12 protein-coding genes are annotated in these 23480 nt (G+C 37.4%); 1 reads left to right on the top strand and 11 read right to left on the bottom strand.

Features of this window, described 5'->3' with window-relative positions:
- Positions 1–87: 87 nt before the first annotated feature.
- From AN34_RS04825 to surE, 10 genes are all read right to left on the bottom strand, one after another.
- Positions 88–1896, bottom strand: a complete 1809-nt coding sequence (locus tag AN34_RS04825; protein ID WP_029282848.1) for a RagB/SusD family nutrient uptake outer membrane protein — start codon at positions 1894–1896, stop codon at positions 88–90.
- A gap of 4 nt (positions 1897–1900) precedes the next feature.
- Positions 1901–5104 carry a TonB-dependent receptor gene (locus AN34_RS04820; RefSeq protein ID WP_029282846.1) on the bottom strand — a complete coding sequence of 1068 codons (3204 nt, stop codon included), beginning with the start codon at positions 5102–5104 and terminating at the stop codon, positions 1901–1903.
- Positions 5105–5514: 410 nt separating this feature from the next.
- Entirely contained in the window at positions 5515–6390 is an 876-nt protein-coding gene (locus AN34_RS04815) for an ROK family protein (protein ID WP_029282844.1), read from the bottom strand.
- A 291-nt stretch (positions 6391–6681) separates the two neighbouring features.
- A complete protein-coding gene (locus AN34_RS04810; protein ID WP_029282842.1) occupies positions 6682–9126 on the bottom strand; it encodes a glutaminase family protein in 2445 nt (814 codons plus the stop codon).
- A gap of 304 nt (positions 9127–9430) precedes the next feature.
- Entirely contained in the window at positions 9431–10432 is a 1002-nt protein-coding gene (locus AN34_RS04805; protein WP_029282840.1) for a LacI family DNA-binding transcriptional regulator, read from the bottom strand.
- Between the two features lie 167 nt (positions 10433–10599).
- Positions 10600–12252 (bottom strand): RagB/SusD family nutrient uptake outer membrane protein, encoded by a 1653-nt coding sequence (locus AN34_RS04800; RefSeq protein ID WP_029282838.1) that lies wholly within the window; start codon positions 12250–12252, stop codon positions 10600–10602.
- An 11-nt stretch (positions 12253–12263) separates the two neighbouring features.
- Positions 12264–15467 carry a SusC/RagA family TonB-linked outer membrane protein gene (locus AN34_RS04795; RefSeq protein WP_082468321.1) on the bottom strand — a complete coding sequence of 1068 codons (3204 nt, stop codon included), beginning with the start codon at positions 15465–15467 and terminating at the stop codon, positions 12264–12266.
- Positions 15468–15984: 517 nt separating this feature from the next.
- Positions 15985–17088 (bottom strand): lipid-A-disaccharide synthase, encoded by a 1104-nt coding sequence (gene lpxB, locus AN34_RS04790; protein WP_029282833.1) that lies wholly within the window; start codon positions 17086–17088, stop codon positions 15985–15987.
- A 153-nt stretch (positions 17089–17241) separates the two neighbouring features.
- On the bottom strand, positions 17242–17514 hold the full coding sequence (locus AN34_RS04785; protein WP_029282831.1) for a hypothetical protein: 273 nt from the start codon (positions 17512–17514) through the stop codon (positions 17242–17244).
- A gap of 10 nt (positions 17515–17524) precedes the next feature.
- Positions 17525–18367 carry a 5'/3'-nucleotidase SurE gene (gene surE, locus AN34_RS04780; protein ID WP_029282829.1) on the bottom strand — a complete coding sequence of 281 codons (843 nt, stop codon included), beginning with the start codon at positions 18365–18367 and terminating at the stop codon, positions 17525–17527.
- 214 nt (positions 18368–18581) lie between these two features.
- On the opposite strand from surE, the gene AN34_RS04775 reads away from it, so the two are divergent.
- The gene (locus AN34_RS04775) at positions 18582–21515 is read left to right on the top strand and encodes a pitrilysin family protein (RefSeq protein ID WP_029282827.1); all 2934 of its coding nucleotides are present in this window, start codon (positions 18582–18584) and stop codon (positions 21513–21515) included.
- A gap of 630 nt (positions 21516–22145) precedes the next feature.
- On the opposite strand, the gene AN34_RS04770 is transcribed toward AN34_RS04775, so the two are convergent.
- On the bottom strand, positions 22146–23195 hold the full coding sequence (locus tag AN34_RS04770) for a glycoside hydrolase family 130 protein (protein WP_029282825.1): 1050 nt from the start codon (positions 23193–23195) through the stop codon (positions 22146–22148).
- Positions 23196–23480: the final 285 nt, after the last annotated feature.

Raw genomic sequence — 23480 nt, 5'->3', positions numbered from 1 at the left:
ATTTTTAAAATGAGCTACATTGCAGATAAAGACAACGCTGCGTAACTTTCATTTGTACGCAACGCTGTCTTTTAATCATGTTCTTGTTTACCAGCCCGGATTTTGAACCAGTAACGGAACTTTCTGTATTTCGGCATTTGGAATGGGCCACAAATAATGTCTGTTTTGGAACACCCTGTTTTCTTGCGTAACAATGTTGTAAAAACCGGTGGCTAAGTTTTTAGAAATGTCTAACCCCAAAACCTGAATGTCGGTTTGAGCGGCAATCTTCCATCTGCGTGTGTCGAAATAGCGGTGGTTTTCAAAAGCGAGCTCTACCCTTCTTTCCCTCCTGATGGCATCTCTTAAATTTGCAGGTACAGGAAGCTGGCTACTACCAGAACCATAAGTAGGTACACCAGCGCGTTCACGAATTTTATTGAGGTATATCAAAACTTCCGGATCACCAGCATTGGCTTCATAAGCGGCTTCAGCATAATCTAAATAAATTTCTGCCAGTCGAATAAAAATGTTGGTTCTGCCACTTGCCTGCCAGCCACTTGTAGATAAATTTTTACGTTGGGTGTAACCTGTTGTACTGTAATCATCATTTCCAATATTTGCTCTTCCGGCATTGCCATTAAAAGTAAAATCAGTAATGATGTTAGAATTTGGATTGATCCATTTTCTTCCTGTGTAAGTAATGCCTACATAAAAACGGGGTTCACGGTTGACGTACATATTTGAAATAGACCTGGGCGTATCGCCGGTTTCCGGACCTTGATAATTACTAAATCCTGTACGGGAATAACCTGATGTAACATCATCAGTTGCTTTACCATTTGCCATAAAATAAGCTTCTACCATTTGCTGCGTAGCTGCCCTGAATGATCCACCTTTGTCGCCGCCACTTGCACCTGTATGGTTTGGCGACATATCATACTGTAAATAAGTAATGTTGGCATTTCCTTTGGCAAAAATGACTTCCTGGTTCCAATCGGTTAGCATGACATCCCTGCAAGATAGAAATGCAGTTTGGAAAGCGTTTGTACCGCTTTTGGTAAATAGCTGGAAAGATGGATAGGTATTGATAAAAGCTTTAGCCGCATCAGCAGCTCTTTTCCATTTTTCAATACTATAAGTCTGATTGATTAATGGCGTTCCATCTGCATTGCGCAGGGATGCATAATCTGTATTGCCATTAAAAAGCGGACTGGCAGCTGTTAAATACAATTGTACTTTAAAAGCCTGCAGAACAGCCTTATTTAAATGTCCGTAATCATCATTTGACTGTGGTAAGGCTGGTAATCCTTCTGCAGCAGCATCCAATTCAGCGGCAATGAAGGTTACACAGGCATCAAATGGACTTCTCGGCACACTAATGGCACTCACTGGTGCATCAGGGATGTTTGGATCATTACCCAAAAGTGGAACAGGACCATATGTACGGAGCAAATAGTAATAATAAATGGCTCTTATTCCACGTGCTTCATTGCGGTAACGGCTCACATAATCGATCCCGTTTAGGTTACAGTCATTACAACGACCTACGTTTGCCATAAAATTACTGGCCGCCTGGATGCCACGAAAATAATTCGTCCACATGTCGTTCACCAAGCCAGAAGTAGGATCCCAGTTACCGGTATTGATATTGTTTGCAAAGTTATTACCAGTGATATTCACCTCATCTGAAGCACCTGTCCACGGGCCGGCATTACCCAATCCGGGCGAACGTTGGTTCATTTCATCTGGCAAAGTTGAATATACATTCGCAAGGAACTGATCAACGGTTGACTTCTGTGCAAAACCCTGATCGAAGGTTAAACGGTCATCAGGTACCTGATCTAAGAATTTTTTACAGCCATAGTTCCCTGTTAAAAATAACGAGGCCAGGGCAAAAAGATATATTTTTTTCATTTTATTAGAAGCTAGCGGTTAAACCTAAAGTGTAAGTGGAGGTTAGCGGATATTTGGTTCCGTTGCCAGATGCAAGTTCCGGATCCCAGAGTTTAAATTTGCTGAAGGTTAGTACGTTGTATCCTGTGGCATAAACACGTAATCCTTTAATGCCAGCTTTTTTAATCCCATCCTTAAACGTATAACCCAACTGTGCATTTTTCAGCCGCAGGTAACTGATATCGCGCAACCACCAGGTACTGGTTTGATAGTTATTATCATTTGGTCCGTAAGATAACCTTGGGAAAAATGCATCCTGCCGTGGATTATCTACCGTCCAGCGATCTGTAGTGATGGCGTGTAGATTACCTAAGCCACCCGATGCACGGAAAGGTTGAATAGCATTACCTTCCAAAACAATATCGGCATTATTCTGACCTTGAAAGAAGGCGCCTAAATCAAACTGTTTATAGCGCATGGTAAAGCCAAAGCCATAAATAGATGAAGGTACATCGCCACGACCGATAATGGTACGATCAAAGGCATCAATCCTGCCATCGCCATTTAAATCTTTGTATTTAATATCTCCTGGAAGTAATTTACCAAATTGTGCCGGACTGCTATTGATTTCTTCCTGACTGGTAAATAATCCTTCGGCTATATATCCAACCCTTGCCAGTGGTGTAGAGCCGCGAAGTTCCATCCAAGGGTAACGGGTTGGCGCCTGGTCATTCTCTACGATTACAGCTTGATTATAGGTATAATTGGCCCGAACTGAAAAATCAAAATCATCAGAAATTTTTGCGTTGTACTCTAGCGTACCATCTATTCCTTTATTTTTGGTTTCTCCAAGGTTACCAGATGGATTGGAAACCAAACCAATATAATTTGGCACTACTCCCCTACCCAAAAATTGCCCGGTTCTATTTTCTTTAAATAAATCTACAATGAGGGATAAATTATTATGGAGTGTTCTTAATTCGATACCTAAATCTTTCTTACGGCTTTCGGCCCAGGTAATGTCAACTCCATAAGCCGTTACATTAAGTCCACGCAAATTTACATTTCGGGTTTGCCCAAAAGTATAGCCCGGTACGTCGGCATTGTTAAACCTGTCGCCAATTTGCGTGAGGTAATAAAACCGTTGAGAATCATTGGTTACATAGCCATTTGTACTTGCACCACTACCCGCAATACCATCAGAATATCTAAATTTAACCAACTGGAAGATGTTTTTTAGGGGTTCAAAAAATTTCTCATTGGACAGGATATAACCTACGCCCACCGCCGGGAAGAAGCCATAACGCTTATCAGGTGCAAAGTTTTCAGAACCATTATAACCACCGTTAAACTCAATAAAATAACGGTTATCATAAGCGTATGCTACCCTTGCCGCAAGGCCTTGTAAACGGTAAGGTATAGATAAGGTAAAAGTGCCGCTGAAGGGGTTTAGGTTATCGCTTTGGTTGTAAAGTAATAATCCGGTCACATCATGTTTTCCGAAACTTCTCTTGTAATTAAACCCAAACTCTCCATATAACTTTTTATCTCCATCATTCGTTACAGCATATCCCAAAAAAGATTGACCTGTATAAATCCGATCATAATTATAAGTACCATCTGCGTTTACAGGATTACTGCTTCTGATCCGAAAAGTATTATCCAGTTTGTTTCTGTTTACACTGTTCTGGTTCTGGGCGTCAAAAGAGAACATCCCTGTAAATGATAGTCCGGGCGTTACAAATTTTAAGTCCTGAGATAAACGAAGGTTGGAATATACTTGATTAGTGTAGTTTGTACGGTAGCCACGGCGGGTAACTTCCGCATAAGGATTTCGCTGATCGCTTTGCGCACTGATGCCCGGAATCAATCCATTGGGATATAACACTGGGTAAGTGGTGGGATTAATTAAAAACATCTGATTATAAATACCCTGCGTGTTTTCTGCACCTGGATTTTGCCCTTGAGCCAGAATACCTTTGATTCCTAAATTCAGTTTAGTGGTCCCGGTAATGTCCCAATCCAGATTGGCATTCACATTAAAGCGTTGAAAAGTCTGTTTTGTGCTGTAGGATTGGGAATCATCAGTGGTTAGTAAGCCTGTTTCATCATAATAGCCTAATGAAACATAATATTTAGCGGCATTTACACCGCCAGAAAGATTTGCTGTGGCGGTACGGTTCTGGCCCACATCATCAAAAATTTCATCCAGCCAATTTACATTCGGGTAACGATAAATGTCTTCGCCTGATGCGGTACGGTTAATATAATCCTGTGTATATTGAGGGGTGTAAGGTGCATTGCTTCTTACAGATTCTGTTAATTTTGCCTCATTGGCTAAATTCATATAATCAATTCCATCAATTAAGGTAGGTTTTTTAGTGAAGCGAGTGATGCCTTGAAAGAAATCTACGTTTACAGATGGAGATCCGGTTTTACCTGCTTTGGTAACCACCAGGATTACGCCGTTAGCACCACGAATCCCATATACAGCTGTTGCTGCTGCATCTTTTAATATTGTAAAGGATTCGATATCATAAGTATTTAGTGTGTTTAAATCACGACCGGGAACACCATCTACGATAATTAGTGGTGCACTGCTGTTGCCGCCAATGGCAGAAATTCCACGAATCCAAATATCGGCGTTACTGGCGCCAGGCTCTCCGTTTCTGTTCACACCAATTACACCAGAAATACGCCCCGCCAGCATGGAACTGATATTGGCTACGGGTTGCCTTAATTCTGTAGCTTTAATGGTAGACTGTGCCCCAACCAGGCTCTCTTTTTTTTGAGTACCAAATGCAACGACTGCTACTTCCTGAAGGTCATTGCCTGCTGTAGGTTTAAGCTGTACCTGTAACAGAGTTTGTGTACCTACCATAATTTCCTGCACATCATAACCTACATAAGAGATCAGTAGCACTGAATTTTGATCTGGAACGCTAATGCTAAATGCACCGTTAACATCTGAGGATACGGTGATTGATGTTCCTTTCACTTTGATCCCTGCACCTGGAAGTGCAATTCCATTCTCATCTTTAACAATTCCTCGAATAACAATCTCTTTCTGATACGGATGTTTAACAGTTGGGTTTATACTAGAGATGTTGATTGCCATGGCTGACGAATCATAACAAATGCCGAAGACTAGTGATGCCACTGAAAGTTTAAGGGCACACTTCTTCCACCAAAGCTTTCGCTTTAGAAAAGGGTTAAAATTTTTCTTCATAAATTTAGGGTTAGTTTGTTTAGTTTTTTCCGCACATGCGGTTGGTTAGTTAGGTAATTGGTTTAATTCATATCTTTCCGGTGTTTGGTTAATAAAATTTAAATAACTTTAATAATAAACTAAAACGTTTTAGCATTAACTGATAAAAAAAACTGCTTTTTGGGCAGACTTTTACTTCTTAAAAATCAAGAAAATATTTGATCAGTTATGGTAATTACTAAAACGTTTTAAACCAATACAATAATAACAATATTCATTTAATAAAAATTATTTTTCTAGAAAAAAATTAGCTTTTAAGCTTGTATTCCATTTATATTAAGAAGCTATCATATATAGTGCTGCGGGGCATCTGGTAAACCAAAAAAGGGTAGAAAATTCTTCCACCCTTTTTAAAATAAAATCTTGGTCAATTAAATAACACTCACATCACAACAACTGGCAGCTCCAATTAAAGTGGCATGCTCTTTTAGTTCTGAAACTTTAATACTGGCATCAATATCATTACCCTTTAAGGCAGCAATGAGTTCTGGCGCAAAAGCAGGAAAGGCTTGTGATATATTTCCACCAATGATAACGGCATCTATCTTATGTTCATTAATAGTAGGGATAAGAAATTGGGCCAGGTTATAGCCAAACTCCATAAATACACGGGTAGCCAAATGATCTTCGTTTACAATTTCGACCAATTCTTTTACTCCAGCGAGTTCTTTTCCACTGAGTTGCAGATATCTTTTTACAAACCACCGGGTAGACAGGTAATCTTCAGCAATACCATCTAGAAACGGAGCATTCCATAAATCGGCATCTATTGCCCTTGTTTTTAAACTCAATGATGACCCAAGGCCAGTTCCCAGGGTTAAACCCAGTACATTCGAATTTCCTTTTGCAGCACCGGCGAAAACCTCACCTTGCAAAAATCCTGCAGCATCATTAATGAAATGAATATTTTCCAGAGGAACATCTAAACGTTTGGCCAATTCTGCTTTAACATTTACCTGATAAAGTGATTTAAACTTATCCTGATCCTTGATTAGGGATATTCCTTCCTGGTAATCAAATGGGCCAGGCATGGCAATTCCAATATTTCGGTTACCATTTTTTATATTCTTAAATGATTGATTGATGACCTCACACCAGGCTGATAAGATATCTTCTTTACTCTCCTGAGAATTTACAGGGCTACGTTTGATTGAATCATCAATCAGACTTCTTGTTTCTAAATCTACTAACGCGGCTGTTATATGCGAGCCGCCGATATCTACACCCAGTGCTACAGGCTTTTCCATTATTTATGTATTTCTATTTTAATTTATTTCAAATGTATCGTTAAACGTTTTACTAAACGAAAAATAAGATCAACTTGATGCAAGATTTGTATCACTATTTATTGCTCCACACGGGCTTTCAAAGTAATTTAACTGAATACCTGCCTTTGAATAAAATCTTTTATCGCTGCGAAAATAAAGAATCTAAACCAGCAACAAAATTTTCATTGCATGGATGAATAGCCAAACGTTGCTTTTTATGATTTTATTTGAAACCAACTACAATTTAAGCCGCCCTTGAGGATTGATTTTCTACTTTATATCCCATTTGTCGGCCAGCATTTTTATAAAATATCCGCCAACAACGCTTCTAGCCTGGAACCCCACCTGCTTACCCGTTTTGGTTTCATGCCAATCTGTTAACGGTACTTTACTCGTTGTTTCTGTAGCAAATTTGTGAATAGGGCTAATAAATTTCTCAAAATCAGCCTGATTGTCTGTTAATGTGGCTGTCCACATAATCCAGTCCGATTTAGTGTAGTCTTTCCGGCTATCTAATGGCAAGCCAAACTCATTTTGTTTCGTCAGGTAAAAATCTATTTCCTTTTTATACACTTCTTCCGGAAATAGATTTAGTTTTAAAAGCTTATCCCAAACGAGGTTATATTTCTGGCTCCAGGTATTTTTATCATTAAAAGTTAAGGCAAAATGATCACCACTGTTTGCTAAAGTCTGCCAGTTTTTTGCCATTTCTAACGCTGCATTTTTGTATTTAGTTGCGATATCTTTTTTACCTAATTTTTCTGCCATTTGTGCATAAGCGCCTAAACCCACAATTGCCTTTACTGATAAGTTCGCATTTCGGGCTAGATGACCTGCAAAATCATCTGTACACAATTGATTGGCCGGATCAAAACCTTCCTTTAAAAGATAGTCTGCCCAGATGGACATCACTGCCCAATGTTTATCTGCATAAGTGGTATTGCCATCTGCCCTGGTAATTGCTGCAGCTAAAATAAGCATGTTACCTGCTTCTTCTACAGGCATATCTTCTCCATAAATTTGTCCGTTGGCAATTGGATAGACGCCAATATCATGCGCTGGATAAGGTTTTTTCCACCTCCCACTTTCCGCATAATAAAAAATACCATTGAGCATACCCTTTAATAATTCAGGGTTGTATAACAAATATTGGGGTGCTGAAGGATACGTTACATCAACTGTATTGATAAAGCCACCACTAAAATTTTCTTTTGAGAGAAATAACAGATCTCCATTTGGTGCATAAACAATTTTATGTGCAGCTATACTCTGCCTGTACACCAGTTTACATAAATCTGCATATTCCTTACCACCAGATTGGGTTGCCTCAGCCAGCAGTTTGGCATCAAATGCCTTTGTCTTTGCCTTCAAAGATTCATAATCCTTACTGGCAGACACCAGTTGATCTTCAAAAGCATTCGCTGCAGATTTTCTCCAGATGGGAAGCAATTGATTCCCAAAATATTCGATAGATTTCAGGTCATCATAGCCCAACATGAGATATTTCTCTACTGGCTTAGAATTAACCGTTCCAAATGGAATCACTGTACTTAAGTTTTGTGTTTTAACATTCAAAGCCTGTGTGGTTTGTGGGTATTTTCCTGTTTTGAAATTGCGGAGATTATTCGTCGGTGTGCCCAAAAATTGGGTGGCCTTAAATTGAGCTGGCACAGCGATATACAGGTAACCCCAATCAATTCTTAAGTCATCGTTTTTCTTTTTCAGAACAGGTTGTTCAACTGATCCGGCTTTTAAAATGGAAAGGTTATTTTGGCTCTTTTTCCAAACAGAAACTGGTTGATTGGGCGTATTTACAGCTAGATTAGATGATGCACCGAAATAAATATCTACCTGGTGCGCTTTTGCATCAGCTGATTTTACGGCATAAGTAAGGTAACTAATTGGTCTGGCTGTTAAATTGAGGTCATTCAGCAGCAAAGGTGAAGTAAAAGTTAAGTTTAGATTTACACCTCCCGCCGTAAAGGTATAAATGGTATTGGTGGCCCCCATCGAAACATTGGTTTGCTTTGCGTTCAAAATAGTGGCGCCTTGCGGAACTTCCTCTACAATGCCTGCATCTAAGAACCTTCCGCCAGCTGTGTTTTTACAGTCTATGGCTAAAATGTTATCACCCTTTTTTAAAATACCATCAGCTAATGGAATGTAAATGTATTCGTGTACCCAGCCTTCTTTTTCATAAACCTTTTGACCATTAAGATACACCATAACATTATCATCATGGTTGAGCTTTAAATATTTCTTAGCTGATGTTTTTTGAGCGAGGTTAAATTTTCTTCGGTAAAAGATTTCATCCGTATCCCATTTGGTTTTCGACTGCTGGTCATCACCAAAAGGTGCCGCGCCACTTTTCCAATTATTATCATTAAAGGTTAAAGTATTCCAATGATCTGCTGGTTTTTGGATAGTAAAGCGAGCTTTATAGCTTAACTCATCAGCCGTAGGCAAAATGGTTTTATAGGTTTTACTATCTGCACCTAAAAAACGGTATAGCTGGTTATCTACTTTTATAATTCCGGTGAGTGCTTGCTCTTTACCTGTCCAGTGCTTGGTAGCGGATTGATTTAATCCATCGCCAAAAGACCAGATGCTTAAGTAAGTGTCATGTGTGATTAAGGGGTAAGCAGGCGCTTTATCTTGTCCGAAAGAACAAAAGTTCAAGAATATTAAAACTGCTAATAAAGAAAGGTTTTTCATATAGGTCGTATTGGTTAGTTTTCTTAAAATAAATATTTCACTGATTCAATCAGTTGCTAATTAAACAGCATCTAGTTAATAAGTAAAACGTTTTACTATCCAATATTAAACACTATAGATTGCAAATACAATGGTTCGCAGTAACATTTATATGACGGAATTACTTGCTCGATTTTTTTATCTGGTTGCTGCTATTAGCTTATCAGTTTATTGTGTCGGATATGATAGGTGATTGATCAATTCAATTAGCGATAACGCTAATTGAAAGAAAAACCAATCGAAAGAAGAACGACTGAATTTATAATTATCGCTGAATGATTTTAGCAGGAAATACGATTTGCTCGTTGTCTAGTTTGGTTTTAGAAGAAAGCTGCCGTAAAATTAATTGAATAATGGCTTCTGCAATTTCTTCCAATGGTTGTTGTACTGCTGAAATACCTGGTGTATGCAATTCAAAAACCTCATGGTCATCATATGCAATAACACTCAAGTTTTTTCCGACTTTAACGTTGGTTTGCTTTAGCACTTTTAGTCCGCTGATGGCCAGATAATTGGTAGCAAAAAGAACAGCATCTGTTTCTACGGTGCGAAAAAGTTCTTCCATTTGTGCCTTGGTTTCATTTTCTTCCTGATTAAAATGAACTTTTAAAACCAGATTTTCATCATAAACGATGTCATGATCCTCAAGGGCTTTTTTATATCCGTCTAAACGGGCGGTAATCTGCTCGACATCAATATCAGTGGTAACGAGTGAAATTTTCTTTTTGCCCTGTTTAATAAAACTTTCTATAGATTCATAAGTGGCCTTGAAATGATCTGCACCCACATAATTTGTTTCTAAGCCAGGCAAACTCCTATCAAATAAAATAACAGGTTTACCATCTGCCAGTAACTGTTGAATGTCTTCTTCCAAACCCTTAATTGGTGATATAATATAACCATCAACCTTTCTTGATTTAAACATATTAATCAATTCCTTTGCCTTTTCAACATTATTTTCAGTACTGGAATAGATAATTTTATAGCCTTTTTTATAGGCCTTATCTTCAATAAGTCTGGCTATTCTAGAAAAGAAGGAATTGGAGATATCTTCTATAATCAATCCAATGATATTAGAATTTCCTGTTCTCAGGCTTCTGGCGATTTGATTTGGCTTATATCCGCTTTCGGCAATTATTTTTTCTACCTTTTTAATCACGGCTTCACTAATTGATTTATCCCTGGCTTTACCATTAATGATAAAAGAAACTGTGGTGATGGATACGCCAGCTTCAACGGCTATATCTTTTATAGAAAGGGTTTTCATTTAGGAGACTTATTAACTGGGTACATTTCAGGTCAATCAATTTGATATAGCCTGCGATTTGGCTAATATAATGTATAATCATTAATATTAATCGTTTAACCTAACGGAAACTTGATTTATGTTAAAAGAAAAAAGACGCCGTTTGGCGTCTTTTAAATTGATGTTAATTAATATCCCGGGTTTTGGGTTAGTTTTGCATTTAAATCTCTCTGTCTTTGTGGTATTGGATATAGAGACCTGAATGATGCAGATGGCGAATGATCCCACCATTTCTCTGTAGTTAGCTTACCAAATCTGATTAAGTCATCTCTTCTATATCCTTCAAATATGAATTCTCTACCCCGCTCTGCCAGAAGTTCATTTAAATTTAATGTACTTGTGGTGTAGGCTTTTGAAGGCCATACTGCCGGATCGTATGCTCTTGATTTACAATCATTAATTAATTGTACTGCCTCTGCAGTTGCAGCACCGCCATTTTTACGCATAATGGCTTCAGCTTTCGCAAAATAAATCCAGGTTAACCGGTATACATTCCAATCGGTATTATTATAATTTGGATCTGGCTCTACCCTTACGCCATTTACAATTCCTGGAATAGAATTGCCCAATTTATATTTATTAAATCTAACACCACTATTTTCTTCACCTTCACTCATATTAGATACGGTTGAGCCTTTAGAATTCTTTTGGATATTATCTACAAAAGTAAGTGGTTTACCAGCGTATTCTACCGTACCTAAAACGTCAGACCCATCTACAAACTTCTTCTGAGGACCAAATAATAACCAGCCGGTTTTACGTAAATCTTCAGTTTCATATTTGTTGTAAACCTCTGGAATCAGAACGATGCCATCATTACCGTTTCTACCGCCACCATAAATATCACGTTGTGCAAAGTGGTAAAATTCTCCCGTCCATGAAGGTTCGAATTTTGCCCTGGTGAAATCGTAAGCAATCGAAAAGATAACTTCTTTTGATAAATCATTGGTGTTTTTAAACTGGTCGAAAATATTTGGATCAAGTGCCATATTTCCATTTTGTCCACCTGCTTCATTATTAATTAGTTTGTTAGCAGCCGAAATACAATCATCCCACCGTTGTGTACCTGTCCACACCTCCGCATTAAGGTATAACTCCACCAACATGGCATAGCCACTCGCCTGGCTCATTCTACCCAATTGTGATTTGGCTAATTTGGGTACGTTATTAATGTTATCCAGAATTTCCTTTTCTATAAATGTAAATACATCTTTTCTTGGTGTTGTATTGGGCAAGATCGGATTTGAAGGATCAACGGCTCCGGTAGCAATCGGAATATTACCGAATAAATCCATTAATTTCAGGTAGTGAAAAGCACGGAGCAATTTTAGTTCTGCTACATAAGCATTTTTCTCTGCTTGCGTAATGCCCATTGAGGCAATATCTCTTGATTCGATATTTACAATAGGGTCATTACAATAACCTACTCCACCATACATTAAAGACCATGCATTATTAATACCTGCCTCATCTACCGTCCAGGAATGGTAATGTAATCTTTTCCATTTACCACCATCTTCTCCATGTGGGCCTTTAGTAGGCCATGCCAATTGATCGCCTGAAAGTTCTGCCAAGCGCCACCAGCCATCCTGACCGGATGGTGTTACCCAGGCATTGGCGTGGGTATATGGTCTTAAAACCGCAGAAATTACTTCGTTTTTATTGGTATAAAATTTATCAGCCGGAATGATATCATATGCATTCTCATCTAATTTGGTACAGGCAGAACCTATTCCAATAACGAGTGCAAAGGCCGTGAATATGATTGATTTATTTTTCATTTGATTATATATTAAAAGCCTACGTTAACACCAAAAAGAAATGATCTGGTACTTGGGTATGCACCACGGTTATCAATACCTGGGCCTAAGCCAGTATCCTGAACAAAATCAGGATCATTACCAGAATAGCCGGTGATGGTTGCCAAATTCTGACCAGTAGCGTAAACACGAAGATTACGAATGTATTTTGATTTTAATTTGAAATTATACCCAAGTGTTACCTCATCAATTTTAACATTGGTACCACTTTCTATATAATAATCAGAGTACATAAATGTATCGTTGATCTGGCTATATTTACCAAAGGCATCTCTTAAATAATTAGACCCTGTAATGGAAGGATTTCCATAAGTTAATGCTGTGGTATTTAAGATATCATAATCAAATTTTCCTCTTAAGAAAACCCTGAAGTCGAAGTTTTTATAAGTGAAATTGGCGGTATAAGAAGCATAATATTTAGGGATTGCGTTTCCAATTGGCGCAAGATCTGATAAGTTCTTATCTTTAGAATAATTAATCTGATCATTACGAACGGGTACTCCATTTCTGTTAAAGAACAACCATTTACCGTCTGCATCAAATCCGGCGAAACGTTTACCATAAAACGTTCCAATAGCCTCACCTTCATAAGTGGTAATGGCCTGACCTAAATCACCTGCACCACCAATATCACCGAAAGTTCTATAATTTACGGCAAAAACATCATTTGAGTACGAGTTCAATGTATTTTTGATCGTACTTCCGGTAAAGTCCATACTAAAGGTGAAATCTTTTGTTTTAACGGCCTGATAGCTTAACGCCAATTCAATACCTCTGGAAGAAATATTCCCTACGTTGGCATAAATAGTGGTTTGTACGTATGGAGGCTGAGGAGTTACATAAGTATCTAATAGATCTTTTGTTGTTCTATCAAATAAATCTAATGAACCCGTTAGTTTACTATTAAACAAGGTAAAATCTGCACCAATATTGGTTTCTCGCTTAGATTCCCATTTTAGGTTAGGATTTGGATTTCTCGTTGGACCATAGGTTTCACGGTAGGTTCCATCCGGAAATAAATACTTACCTCCGCCACCCAGGGTAACCCTTGATGCATTGTTGGCAAAACCTGAATTACCTGTTACACCATAACCTGCCCGTAGCTTTAAGTAATTAACCCATTTTACATTCTCCATGAATTTTTCTTCTGTAACATTCCAGCCCAGAGATACTGCCGGAAAGTTACCCCATTTGTTATTGGCACCAAAACGTGAAGAACCCTCATGCCTTAAAATTAACTGCACTAAGTATTTGTTATCAAAGGCGTAATTTACCCTACCAAAAAATGCAATTAAGGTATTGTCATTTTTAAAACTGCCCATATCGGCCTTGCCATCTGCCAAAGCCTGTCCGGCGCCCAGGTTATCTTCATTGAACTGGTCATTCAAAAAACCTCGGGTACTTGCCTTTGCACCTTCTTCTATATTGTAGCGATAACTATAACCAGCCAATGCCGTAAAAGAATGTTTATCGGCAACAGTAGTGTTATATTGTAATGTTGGTTCAAAAGCATATGCCTGAGAAAGAAAATTATTTTTGAAAGCATAACCACCACCTGGATAATCACTGTTTTCTATTGAATTTTCACTGCCTAATGTAGCATACCCACCATCAACAAAATTATCGCGTTGCATTGAACCAAAAACGCTGGCTTTAAAACCTTTGGCAATATCGAAATCAGCTTTTAAATCTGCTGAAGTCGTTTGCTGTTTTCTATAGCTGGTATTGTTAAACAACCTTGCATATTGATTCGTACTCTGATTATCATAGTAGTAAGAACCATCTGGATTAAAAATTTGCTTTGTTGGGTTTTTAGCTAACTCTTCTTCCCAACCACTTGCATTTAGCTCATTATTAAAGAAATCGGTTGTTCCACCGTTAGATAATAAGTTGGCATTATTAATATTAGTAGCTAAGTTTAACTGGATATTTAATTTATCATCAAAGCCTTTTTGGTTAATGTTTAAACGACCTGTATATTCTTTTCTTCCGTTTTCCTTCGCAATTCCCTGCAAATCACGATAATTTAAACTGGCTCTATAGCTGGTTTTATCTGTACCACCTGATAAGGCCAGATTATGATTTTGTGATAAGTTATCTCGGTTAATTAAGGATCCATAAAGATCTTCATTACCACCGTAATCTACTCCATTAATTTCGCCGGAGTTTAGTTTTGCTCTAAACTCATCAGGCGATAAAAAATCTAAGCGTCTTTGAACAAACTCTTTACGAAGGTAGCTGGAGTAATTAAAAGTTGGCGGACCTGGTTTTCCCTTTTTAGTGGTGATTAAAATTACACCTGCATTTGCACTGGTACCATAAATAGCGGCACCAGAACCATCTTTCAATACATCTACAGATAGAATATCATCTTGCTGCAATAGATCTGGATTACCACCTGGAATTCCATCAATTACATAAAGTGGACTAGCGCTTCCTGATACGGAAACCACCCCACGAAGTTGAACACTTGGTCCGGAATTTGGATTAGAACTTCCTGCCCGGGTAATGTTTAATCCGGCAACTTTTCCTTGAATAAGGTCTAACGGGCTTCGGGCACCACTTTGTCTAAACTGAGCAGTATCAACATGGGCAACAGCTGATGTTACCTCCTTTGATTTCATGGTACCGTAACCCACTACCACTACATCACTCAAGCTCTGAGCGCCTGAAGGAACCAGATTAACGGTTAAAGGCGAAGCACCCGTTCCTGCTGCAATAGACTTGGATTGGTAACCAATATAACTAAAAACCAAAATATCGGTTGGTGAAGAAACACTGATGCTGAATTTACCATCTCCTTGCGTTACGGCTGCACCGGTTTTACCCTGAATTTTAATTCCGACTCCTGGCAATCCGATTTTTTTTTCATCTAGAACAACTCCTGTAATGGTCTTTTGAGCTACTGCTGTATTCGGTGCAGTAGTAGCTCCGGCCTGAGGAGGTGGTGCTTGTACAGGACTTGTACCGCCTAAAGGGTTTACGGGAACTTTTACAGAATCAGCTGGCTTTGGAACCGGAACTTTTTTAGTCGTATCCTGTCTCTTCGTAGTGTCTTGCTGAAAATAAAAGCGACTTACTTTGAATTTTTCGCTTTTAAATTCTGCAAACAGCTGTTGGCTTGAAAGTAGGAACAGGCATAGAAACCCTGTTATCCTGAGTAAATTAATTTTCATTAGCAATTTTTATAGGTAAATGTGGATAGAATTAGACTCTATAAACGATTGGCCTGTAAAGCAGATATGCTTTCTCAAAATATGGGCATATGTATTCATTCGTTAACAGTTATTCGGTTAGTGATCTGATGATATTTTTTAACAGGTCAATATTAAGAAAATATCAATCTATTAAAACGATTTAGTAAGTAAAAAATATGTTACAAAAACGTTTTAGTATCTTATAAAAAGAATAATCTAAGTTTTAGTTATACACGCAGCTGATACAGAAGAAAAACTTCATTACCAATGTTTTCCGGTGATTTCGCCTATTAAATCAAGATCACAAGTGCTACAGAAATTCATTAATGTACAGGAGAAATAAGTGTTTGAATTGCTATTAATGTTTCCCGCTAATGTGCGGTGATTTCGCAGATTAGATTAAAATCTTTAGTGATAAGGAAATTTATTAATCTGTGGGAGAAATAAGCATTTAGTTTGCTATTGATGTTTTTCCCGCTGAAGTTCGCTGATTAGGTTATTTAAGATACGAATAAATCAATCTAGCTGTTTTTGCTGATGCACCTGGCTTTCCCATCAAGCCTAACAATTCTTGATAGTTACGGAGCATTTCATTTCTACCTTCCCCATCCAAAATCTGCACCAGCTCTTGGTTCAACCTTTGCGGATTGCAGTCTTCCTGAATCAGTTCAGTCACGATTTTCTTATTCACAATAAGGTTAACGAGTGATATAAATTTGATTTTCACTAGCATCCTCGCTATGGCAATAGATATGGTGCCTCCTTTATAAACCACTACCTGTGGCACTTCAAATAAAGCAGTTTCAAGCGTAGCTGTACCAGAAGCTACAATTGCTGCATGAGCCACATTTAACAGATTATAAGTGTTATTAAAAAGTAAATGAACTTTCTTCTGTCCGGTAAATTGCTGGTAATAACTTTCAGAAAAAGTTGGCGCAGCTGCAATGACAAAAGTATAATCCGGATGATTTTCTGTTACACTAAGCATTACTGGTAACAAACGCTCTATTTCTTGCTTTCTGCTTCCCGGCAGTAAGGCTATTATTTTCTGATCACCTATTTGATGGTTTATCCGAAAATCTGCATCAGGATTGAATTGTGCAATTTCATCCAACAATGGATTGCCCACATAATCTACCTCCATCCCCCACTCGCGGTAAAAGTCTACTTCAAAAGGCAGGATACAAAACAAGTGGTCGACTATTTTTTTTATTTTAAGCACCCGCTTTTGATTCCATGCCCATACTTTTGGCGAAATATAATAACAAACCTTAATGCCTTTGGCTTTTGCAAAATCGGCTATTTTAAGGTTGAACCCCGGAAAATCAATCAAAATCAACACATCAGGTTTCCAGCCAAGTACATCTTCCTTGCAGGCTTTCATGTTTTTAAAAATGGTTCGCAAATTCAAAACCACTTCTGTAAATCCCATAAAAGCCATATCAGCATAATGCTTCACCAGTTCTCCACCTTCTGCCTGCATTTTATCGCCACCAAAATACCTGAAAACAGCATGACTATCCTCTACTTTTAAAGCCTTCATTAAGTTTGCTCCATGTAAATCGCCGGAAGCTTCTCCTGCTACGAGGTAATATTTCATAATTCTTATGTTATAACAAAATCGCCATTGCGAGGAGGCACGAAGCAATCTTTTATATTTTCATCTTTATTCATTAATCCTTTTTTGTTCTGGAAAGATTGCTTCAACACAGCTCACACTTCTCTTGTTCAGTTCGAAATGACGCCTGTTTTTTTAGAAAACTTTATAAGCAAAGAAAATAAAGGCACATAAAAATGTAGCGGCTAAAATTCCTCTCCCAATGTTAAGCTTATGGTATTTGAAAAAATATTGCATCACATAGGCATTAACTGCTATACTCCCAATATAAAGTAAATCTGCTTTCGCCAATACTGCAACATGATGAATGATGTACCAGGCCAGGCTGCATAAAATTGCCGGAATAATTAAACCCAGGCCGAGACCAATCCAAACAGAATCATTCAGTTTCCTCAACTTATTATTCATTATTGATCAATTATCCTAAGTTAATCCCATCAGGTGATGAAACCTGAGTGCCATGATCAGATTTAGCTTTAATCACTATTTCAAAATCCCAGCTGCTTAAGGTTTGAATGGCGTGATGAGCGGTTAAATCAAATTGAACCGGAACAATGGAAACATATCCATGCGCTAAAGCCCAAACATCGGTATCTTCACCACGATCAAAATTTTCGAACACACCGGTAAGCCAGTAATAAGGACGGTTATACGGATCGGTTCGCTCATCAAATTCCTCCATCCATTTAGCATTCGCTTGCCTGCAGATTTTTATACCTTTTAAATCTCCACCTTTAGGGAAATTAACATTTAATAAAGTACCCTCTGGCAAACCATTTGCTAAAACCTGTTTACAAATGTTTTTAATATATTTTTTGGTATGACTGAAATCTGCATCAGCAGCAAAATCATCCATAGAAAAACCAATGGATGGAATTTTTTCAATGGCTCCTTCTACCGCAGCAGACATCGTACCTGAATAAAGCACATTAATAGAATTGTTCAATCCATGGTTAATTCCAGAAACACATAAATCGGGCTTTTTACCTTTAAATATTTTATTAACGGCAATTTTTACACAATCTACCGGTGTACCACTGCACTTATACATTTCTACACCCTCATAAAGCATCACTTTATCAAAACGAATGGGCTTACCAATCGTAATGGCGTGCCCCATTCCACTTTGTGGACTATCTGGCGCAACTACAACTACATTGCCGATTTCCTGCATCACTTCCATTAGGTTTTTTATTCCTGTGGCCGTAATTCCATCATCATTAACCACTAAAATATTTGGCTTAGAACTTTGCTTTGTCATGCTGGCAAAAATACAGATAATTAAATTCAGGGCACAATAAACGCCAATTTAATATACTATTTTCATTGGTTCACTATATTTTGAGTGAGATTTGTAAAAAGCATTTCATTCGATAAAAGAAAGCATATATATTTGGGTGAAAATGAGTGCCTTATTTCACTATTCCAGCAATAGGCCAATAGGTGCTATTTCCTTAAACCAAAAAAACAATTCAATGAAAATCAAACTATTTACTTTAGCTTGTTTTCTAATTACAGGTACAATTGCCCAGGCACAAAATACCTATCAATGGAAAACAGGATCATCTGGTGGCTACAGCTATAAATATGTAACTAACGACCCTACCAAAACTCGTTTTTATACTTTAAAAAATGGCCTGACCGTTATTTTATCACAAAATAATAAGGAGCCAAATATTGTTTATAAAATGGCCGTTAGGGCAGGAAGTAATACTGATCCACGAACCAATACAGGCTTAGCACATTATCTGGAGCATTTATTATTTAAAGGAACTGATAAATTTGGTACTTTAAATTATGCAAAGGAAAAACCATTGTTGGATAAAATTGAGGCCCTTTATGAAACCTACAATAAAACCACTGATCCCGTAAAACGCAAAGAAATCTACGCTGAAATTGATAAAGTTTCTGGTGAGGCTTCTAATTATTCTATCGCAAATGAATACGATAAAATGATGAAATCAATTGGAAGTGGTTCAACAAATGCGCATACTTCGGTTGAGGAAACTGTTTATGAAGAAGATCTTCCATCTAATGCGGTTGATAAATTTTTATCTGTTCAGGCAGAACGTTTCCGTTCACCAGTTTTCCGTATTTTCCATACTGAATTAGAGGCTGTTTATGAAGAGAAAAATATCGGGATGGATAATGATGGACGTAAAATGTATGAGAAAATGCTTTATGCTTTATTCCCAACACATAATTACGGTCAGCAAACCACCATTGGTACCATAGAGCACCTTAAAAATCCTTCTTTGGTAGAGATCAGAAAATACTACAACAAATATTATGTGCCTAATAATATGGCCCTGATTATGTCTGGTGATATTAATTATGATGATCTAATCAAAAAGGTGGATAAAGATTTTTCATACATGGTTCCAAAACCATTTGCACTTTACAATCCGGCAGCAGAGAAGCCACTTACACAAGTACAGAAAGTTGATATTTATGGGCCAAGTGCGGAGAACCTATATGTAGCTTACCGAGGTTTTGCTCAAAATACTCGTCAGAGTTTATTGCTTGATTTAATTGGCAGCATCTTATCTAATGGCAAGGCTGGTTTAATGGACATCAACATCAACAAACAACAGAAAATGTTAAGGGCTGGTGCAGGTTATAACCAGATGAAAGATTATGGGATCTTTGTTTTATCAGGTTCACCTAAAGCCGGACAGAGTTTAGAGGATGCACAGAAATTATTATTGGAGCAGGTTGATTTGCTTAAAAAAGGTGAGTTTGATGAAAGTTTGATTAAAGCTACTGTGGCCAATATCAAACTGGCTGAATTACAGGCTTTCGATAATAATGATGTACGTGCAGATTACACCATGACTGCATTTATCCAAAATCGTGGAACTGAATGGGATAAAATGCTGGCCTCAACCGATGCGATGGGCAAAGTAACCAAAAAGGAAATTGTAGATTTTGCTAACAAATTTTTTGTTAATAATTATGTTTCTGTTTTAAAACATAAAGGTGAAGATAAAAGCATTTTGAAGGTTGAAAAACCAACCATCACAGCGGTTAAAACCAACACCAACGAAGTTTCGCCATTTACCAAAACCATTATTGATGCTCCGGTTAAACCTATTGCACCTAAATTTTTAGATTATACCAAAGATCTGAATTTTGGTAAAGCTGGCATTGCTGATGTAATTACTGTTCAAAATACAGAAAATGGCATCTTCCGCATGAACTATCGTTTTGAGATGGGATCTTATAATTACAAATTATTACCTTATGCATCACAATATCTGGCTTTTTTAAGTACTGATAAATATTCCGCAGAAGATATTAGTAAAGCTTTTTATAACCTGGCTTGTAATTATACCTTAAATGTTGGTACAGATGTAACTACGGTTAGCTTATCTGGTTTGCAGGAAAACTTTGATAAAGCTGTTGCTTTGTTAGAAGATGTATTGGCAAACTGTAAGCCAAATGAAAAAGCACTGGAAGACCTGAAAGGAAGAATTTTAAAATTAAGAGATAATGCTAAATTAAATAAATCATCCATATTGAGTGGTTTAATGAGTTATGCACAATATGGTTCTGATAACCCGTTTAATTATGGCGTAACCAATGATGAAATCAAGAATATGAAATCATCTGACTTAATTTACTTATTACACAATTTAACCAATTACCAGCACACCATTACTTATTACGGCCCTAAAACTTTAAGTGCTTTTTCTACAGATATTGTTAAAGTACATCCATTAGCTAAGGAATTTACACCAGTAGCACCGATGAAGAAATTTGTATACACCAAAACAGATTCTAACAAGGTATACTTTGCAGATTACGACATGGTGCAGGCAGAAATCCGCTGGGTAAGAAATGGTGGTTTGTATGATCCATCAAATGCAGCTAAAATTAGCTTATTTAATAATTATTTTGGTGGTGGCATGGGTTCTATAGTATTCCAAACCATTCGTGAATCAAAAGCCTTAGCTTATTCAACTTTTGCAGTTTATTCTTCTCCAAACAGTAAAGAAAAAGAAAATGCCGTAATTGCTTATGTGGGTACACAAGCAGATAAAATGAATGAAGCTGTAGCCGGAATGAATGAATTGCTTACCACTTTACCTGAATCGGATAAGTCGTTCAATCTTTCTAAAGCTAATTCATTAAATAGTTTAGAAACTTCCCGCATTACAAAAGATGGTATTATTGCCAGCTATTTTTCAGATAAAAAACTAGGCTTTGATCACGATTCGAGAATAGATGAATATGCAAATCTTAAGCCATTAAACTTTACTGATGTAAATGCTTTTCACCATGATAATTTATCAGCGAAGCCTTACAATTATTGCATAGTTGCTTCAGAGAAAAAAATCAATCTTGCTGATTTAGCCAAATTTGGTCCTGTAACTAAATTAACTTTAGAGCAGATTTTTGGGTACTAAATAAGAGCGAAAAGCTTAAAGGTCAAAGCGGAAAGCTTAAAACCTAATAAAAAAGCGGTTTCTGGAAACAGGAATCGCTTTTTTATGTGGGTTCATTTATTAACGTTGGTCTGTGGATTAGAGCGGAAAGCATAAAGGTGAAAGCTTAAAGGATAATAAAAGTGGTTTCTAAAAACAGGAATCGCTCTTATTATGAGGGTTCAATTTGTTAACTTTGGTCTGTGGATTAGAGCGGTAAGCATAAAGGTGAAAGCTTAAAGCCTAATAAAAACATTTTCTGAAAACAAGAATCGCTTTTTTTATGAGGGGTCAATTTGTTAACGTTGGTCTGTGGATTAGAACGGAAAGCTTAAAGCCTAAAGCCTAATAAAAACATTTTCTGAAAACAGGAATCGCTCTTATTATGAGGGGTCAATTTGTTAACGTTGGTCTGTGGATTAGAGCGGATAGCTTAAAGATTAAAGCCTAATAAAAACATTTTCTGAAAACAAGAATCGCTTTTTTTATGAGGGGTCAATTTGTTAACGTTGGTCTGGAAATGTCTTCCAGATCACCGATCTGTGGATTTGTAATCCACCTAAGTAAAACACCCAAATTCCTCTTAAATCCAAACTTACATGGATTAAAAAACTACAGCCATATTAATGCATTCATAATTTCCTGGATAGAAAATTCAGCTCCGCAAACAAATTCATCTGCGGCGCCATAATAAATCGTTAATACATCTCCATTTACAAGGTGACCATTAGTAAACACCACTTCACCAAAAAAACCATTTATTTCATAATCTGCTGTCGGTACCATAATCGGGTGCGATGTTTGGGCTAATATTTTTGAAGGATAAGATAAATCCATTAAGAAAGCACCCAAACAGTATTGGTGTTTTTCATTTGCACCATGATATATAGAAAGCCAGCCTTGTGCCGTTTTGATTGGAGATGCTCCAGCTCCTACACGTTTGCTATCCCATTGATGATTCCTGGTTTTGATCAGGCATTGATGGTTTCCCCAATGAATTGCATCAGGCGATTCGGCCAGCCAGATATAATTTCCACCTAAATCAACACTACTCGGACGGTGAAGCGCATAAAACTTTCCGTTAATTTTTTCTTCAAAAATAGCACAGTCTTTATTGTGAGGTGAAATAATCATTCCATGGTTTTTAAAGATCTTCCAATCTTTTGTGGTTCGAAGCCCCACACCTACCCCATGTGCAGATACTGCAGTGTAGGTAAGATAATAAGTATCATCAATTTGGGCAACCCGGCAGTCTTCTATTCCAAAGGTTTCATTTTTGCCCTCACCCTTCAATAAAGGAAATCCTTCAGGCTGATAGAAATGAACACCATCTTCACTGCAAACCAAACGGAGGTGCGAAAGTGTGGTTAAATAATCCGTTCCTTTATAATGAATGACCCTTGGGTCGTCTGCTATTAATTCAGGATCATTTTCTTTTATCGTTATAATCTCAATTCCCCCATCCTTTAACACAGGAAAAGAAATGGTACCAGGTTCTTGATTGGGCCGCTCTGCCACCCGGATGATCATCCAGACTTTTCCCTCAAATCTAAATACACCTGGATTTAACAAACAGGCAATTTCTAAACCCGGTCTGCTGGGAACTAAATCCACAGGCGATAAAATGGGGTTTTCTGAAAACCGTTTTGCGTATTCCTTCATACAATTACTTCAAAATTGCTATTGCTTTAAATTCAATCAGGCTATTTATATTGCTTATTTTGATATTTTAAACAATCATCAAGCCGTTTCCACCACATAATCATCAATATAACTTACTAGTATACTCTTTCATTTAATTTTACAACAGTTTCCTTTCATTTCTAAAGAAAAAAAGTTTATAATTTTCATTAATTAACAGCAAACCCAAACAAAAAACAGGAGTTTTACAGCTTTTGTTTTAATCAGACCACGATGAAATGTTAAAAAGCACCCAAAAGTCGCCAT

This window comes from Pedobacter sp. R20-19 (assembly GCF_000708265.2).
GTDB lineage: Bacteria > Bacteroidota > Bacteroidia > Sphingobacteriales > Sphingobacteriaceae > Pedobacter.
This window is presented reverse-complemented; position numbering and strand designations above follow the sequence as displayed.

Coding starts and splice junctions, on each gene's coding strand:
- AN34_RS04825 (WP_029282848.1), bottom strand. CDS start 1,896: ATGAAAAAAATATATCTTTTTGCCCTGGCCTCGTTATTTTTAACAGGG.
- AN34_RS04820 (WP_029282846.1), bottom strand. CDS start 5,104: ATGAAGAAAAATTTTAACCCTTTTCTAAAGCGAAAGCTTTGGTGGAAG.
- AN34_RS04815 (WP_029282844.1), bottom strand. CDS start 6,390: ATGGAAAAGCCTGTAGCACTGGGTGTAGATATCGGCGGCTCGCATATA.
- AN34_RS04810 (WP_029282842.1), bottom strand. CDS start 9,126: ATGAAAAACCTTTCTTTATTAGCAGTTTTAATATTCTTGAACTTTTGT.
- AN34_RS04805 (WP_029282840.1), bottom strand. CDS start 10,432: ATGAAAACCCTTTCTATAAAAGATATAGCCGTTGAAGCTGGCGTATCC.
- AN34_RS04800 (WP_029282838.1), bottom strand. CDS start 12,252: ATGAAAAATAAATCAATCATATTCACGGCCTTTGCACTCGTTATTGGA.
- AN34_RS04795 (WP_082468321.1), bottom strand. CDS start 15,467: ATGAAAATTAATTTACTCAGGATAACAGGGTTTCTATGCCTGTTCCTA.
- lpxB (WP_029282833.1), bottom strand. CDS start 17,088: ATGAAATATTACCTCGTAGCAGGAGAAGCTTCCGGCGATTTACATGGA.
- AN34_RS04785 (WP_029282831.1), bottom strand. CDS start 17,514: ATGAATAATAAGTTGAGGAAACTGAATGATTCTGTTTGGATTGGTCTC.
- surE (WP_029282829.1), bottom strand. CDS start 18,367: ATGACAAAGCAAAGTTCTAAGCCAAATATTTTAGTGGTTAATGATGAT.
- AN34_RS04775 (WP_029282827.1), top strand. CDS start 18,582: ATGAAAATCAAACTATTTACTTTAGCTTGTTTTCTAATTACAGGTACA.
- AN34_RS04770 (WP_029282825.1), bottom strand. CDS start 23,195: ATGAAGGAATACGCAAAACGGTTTTCAGAAAACCCCATTTTATCGCCT.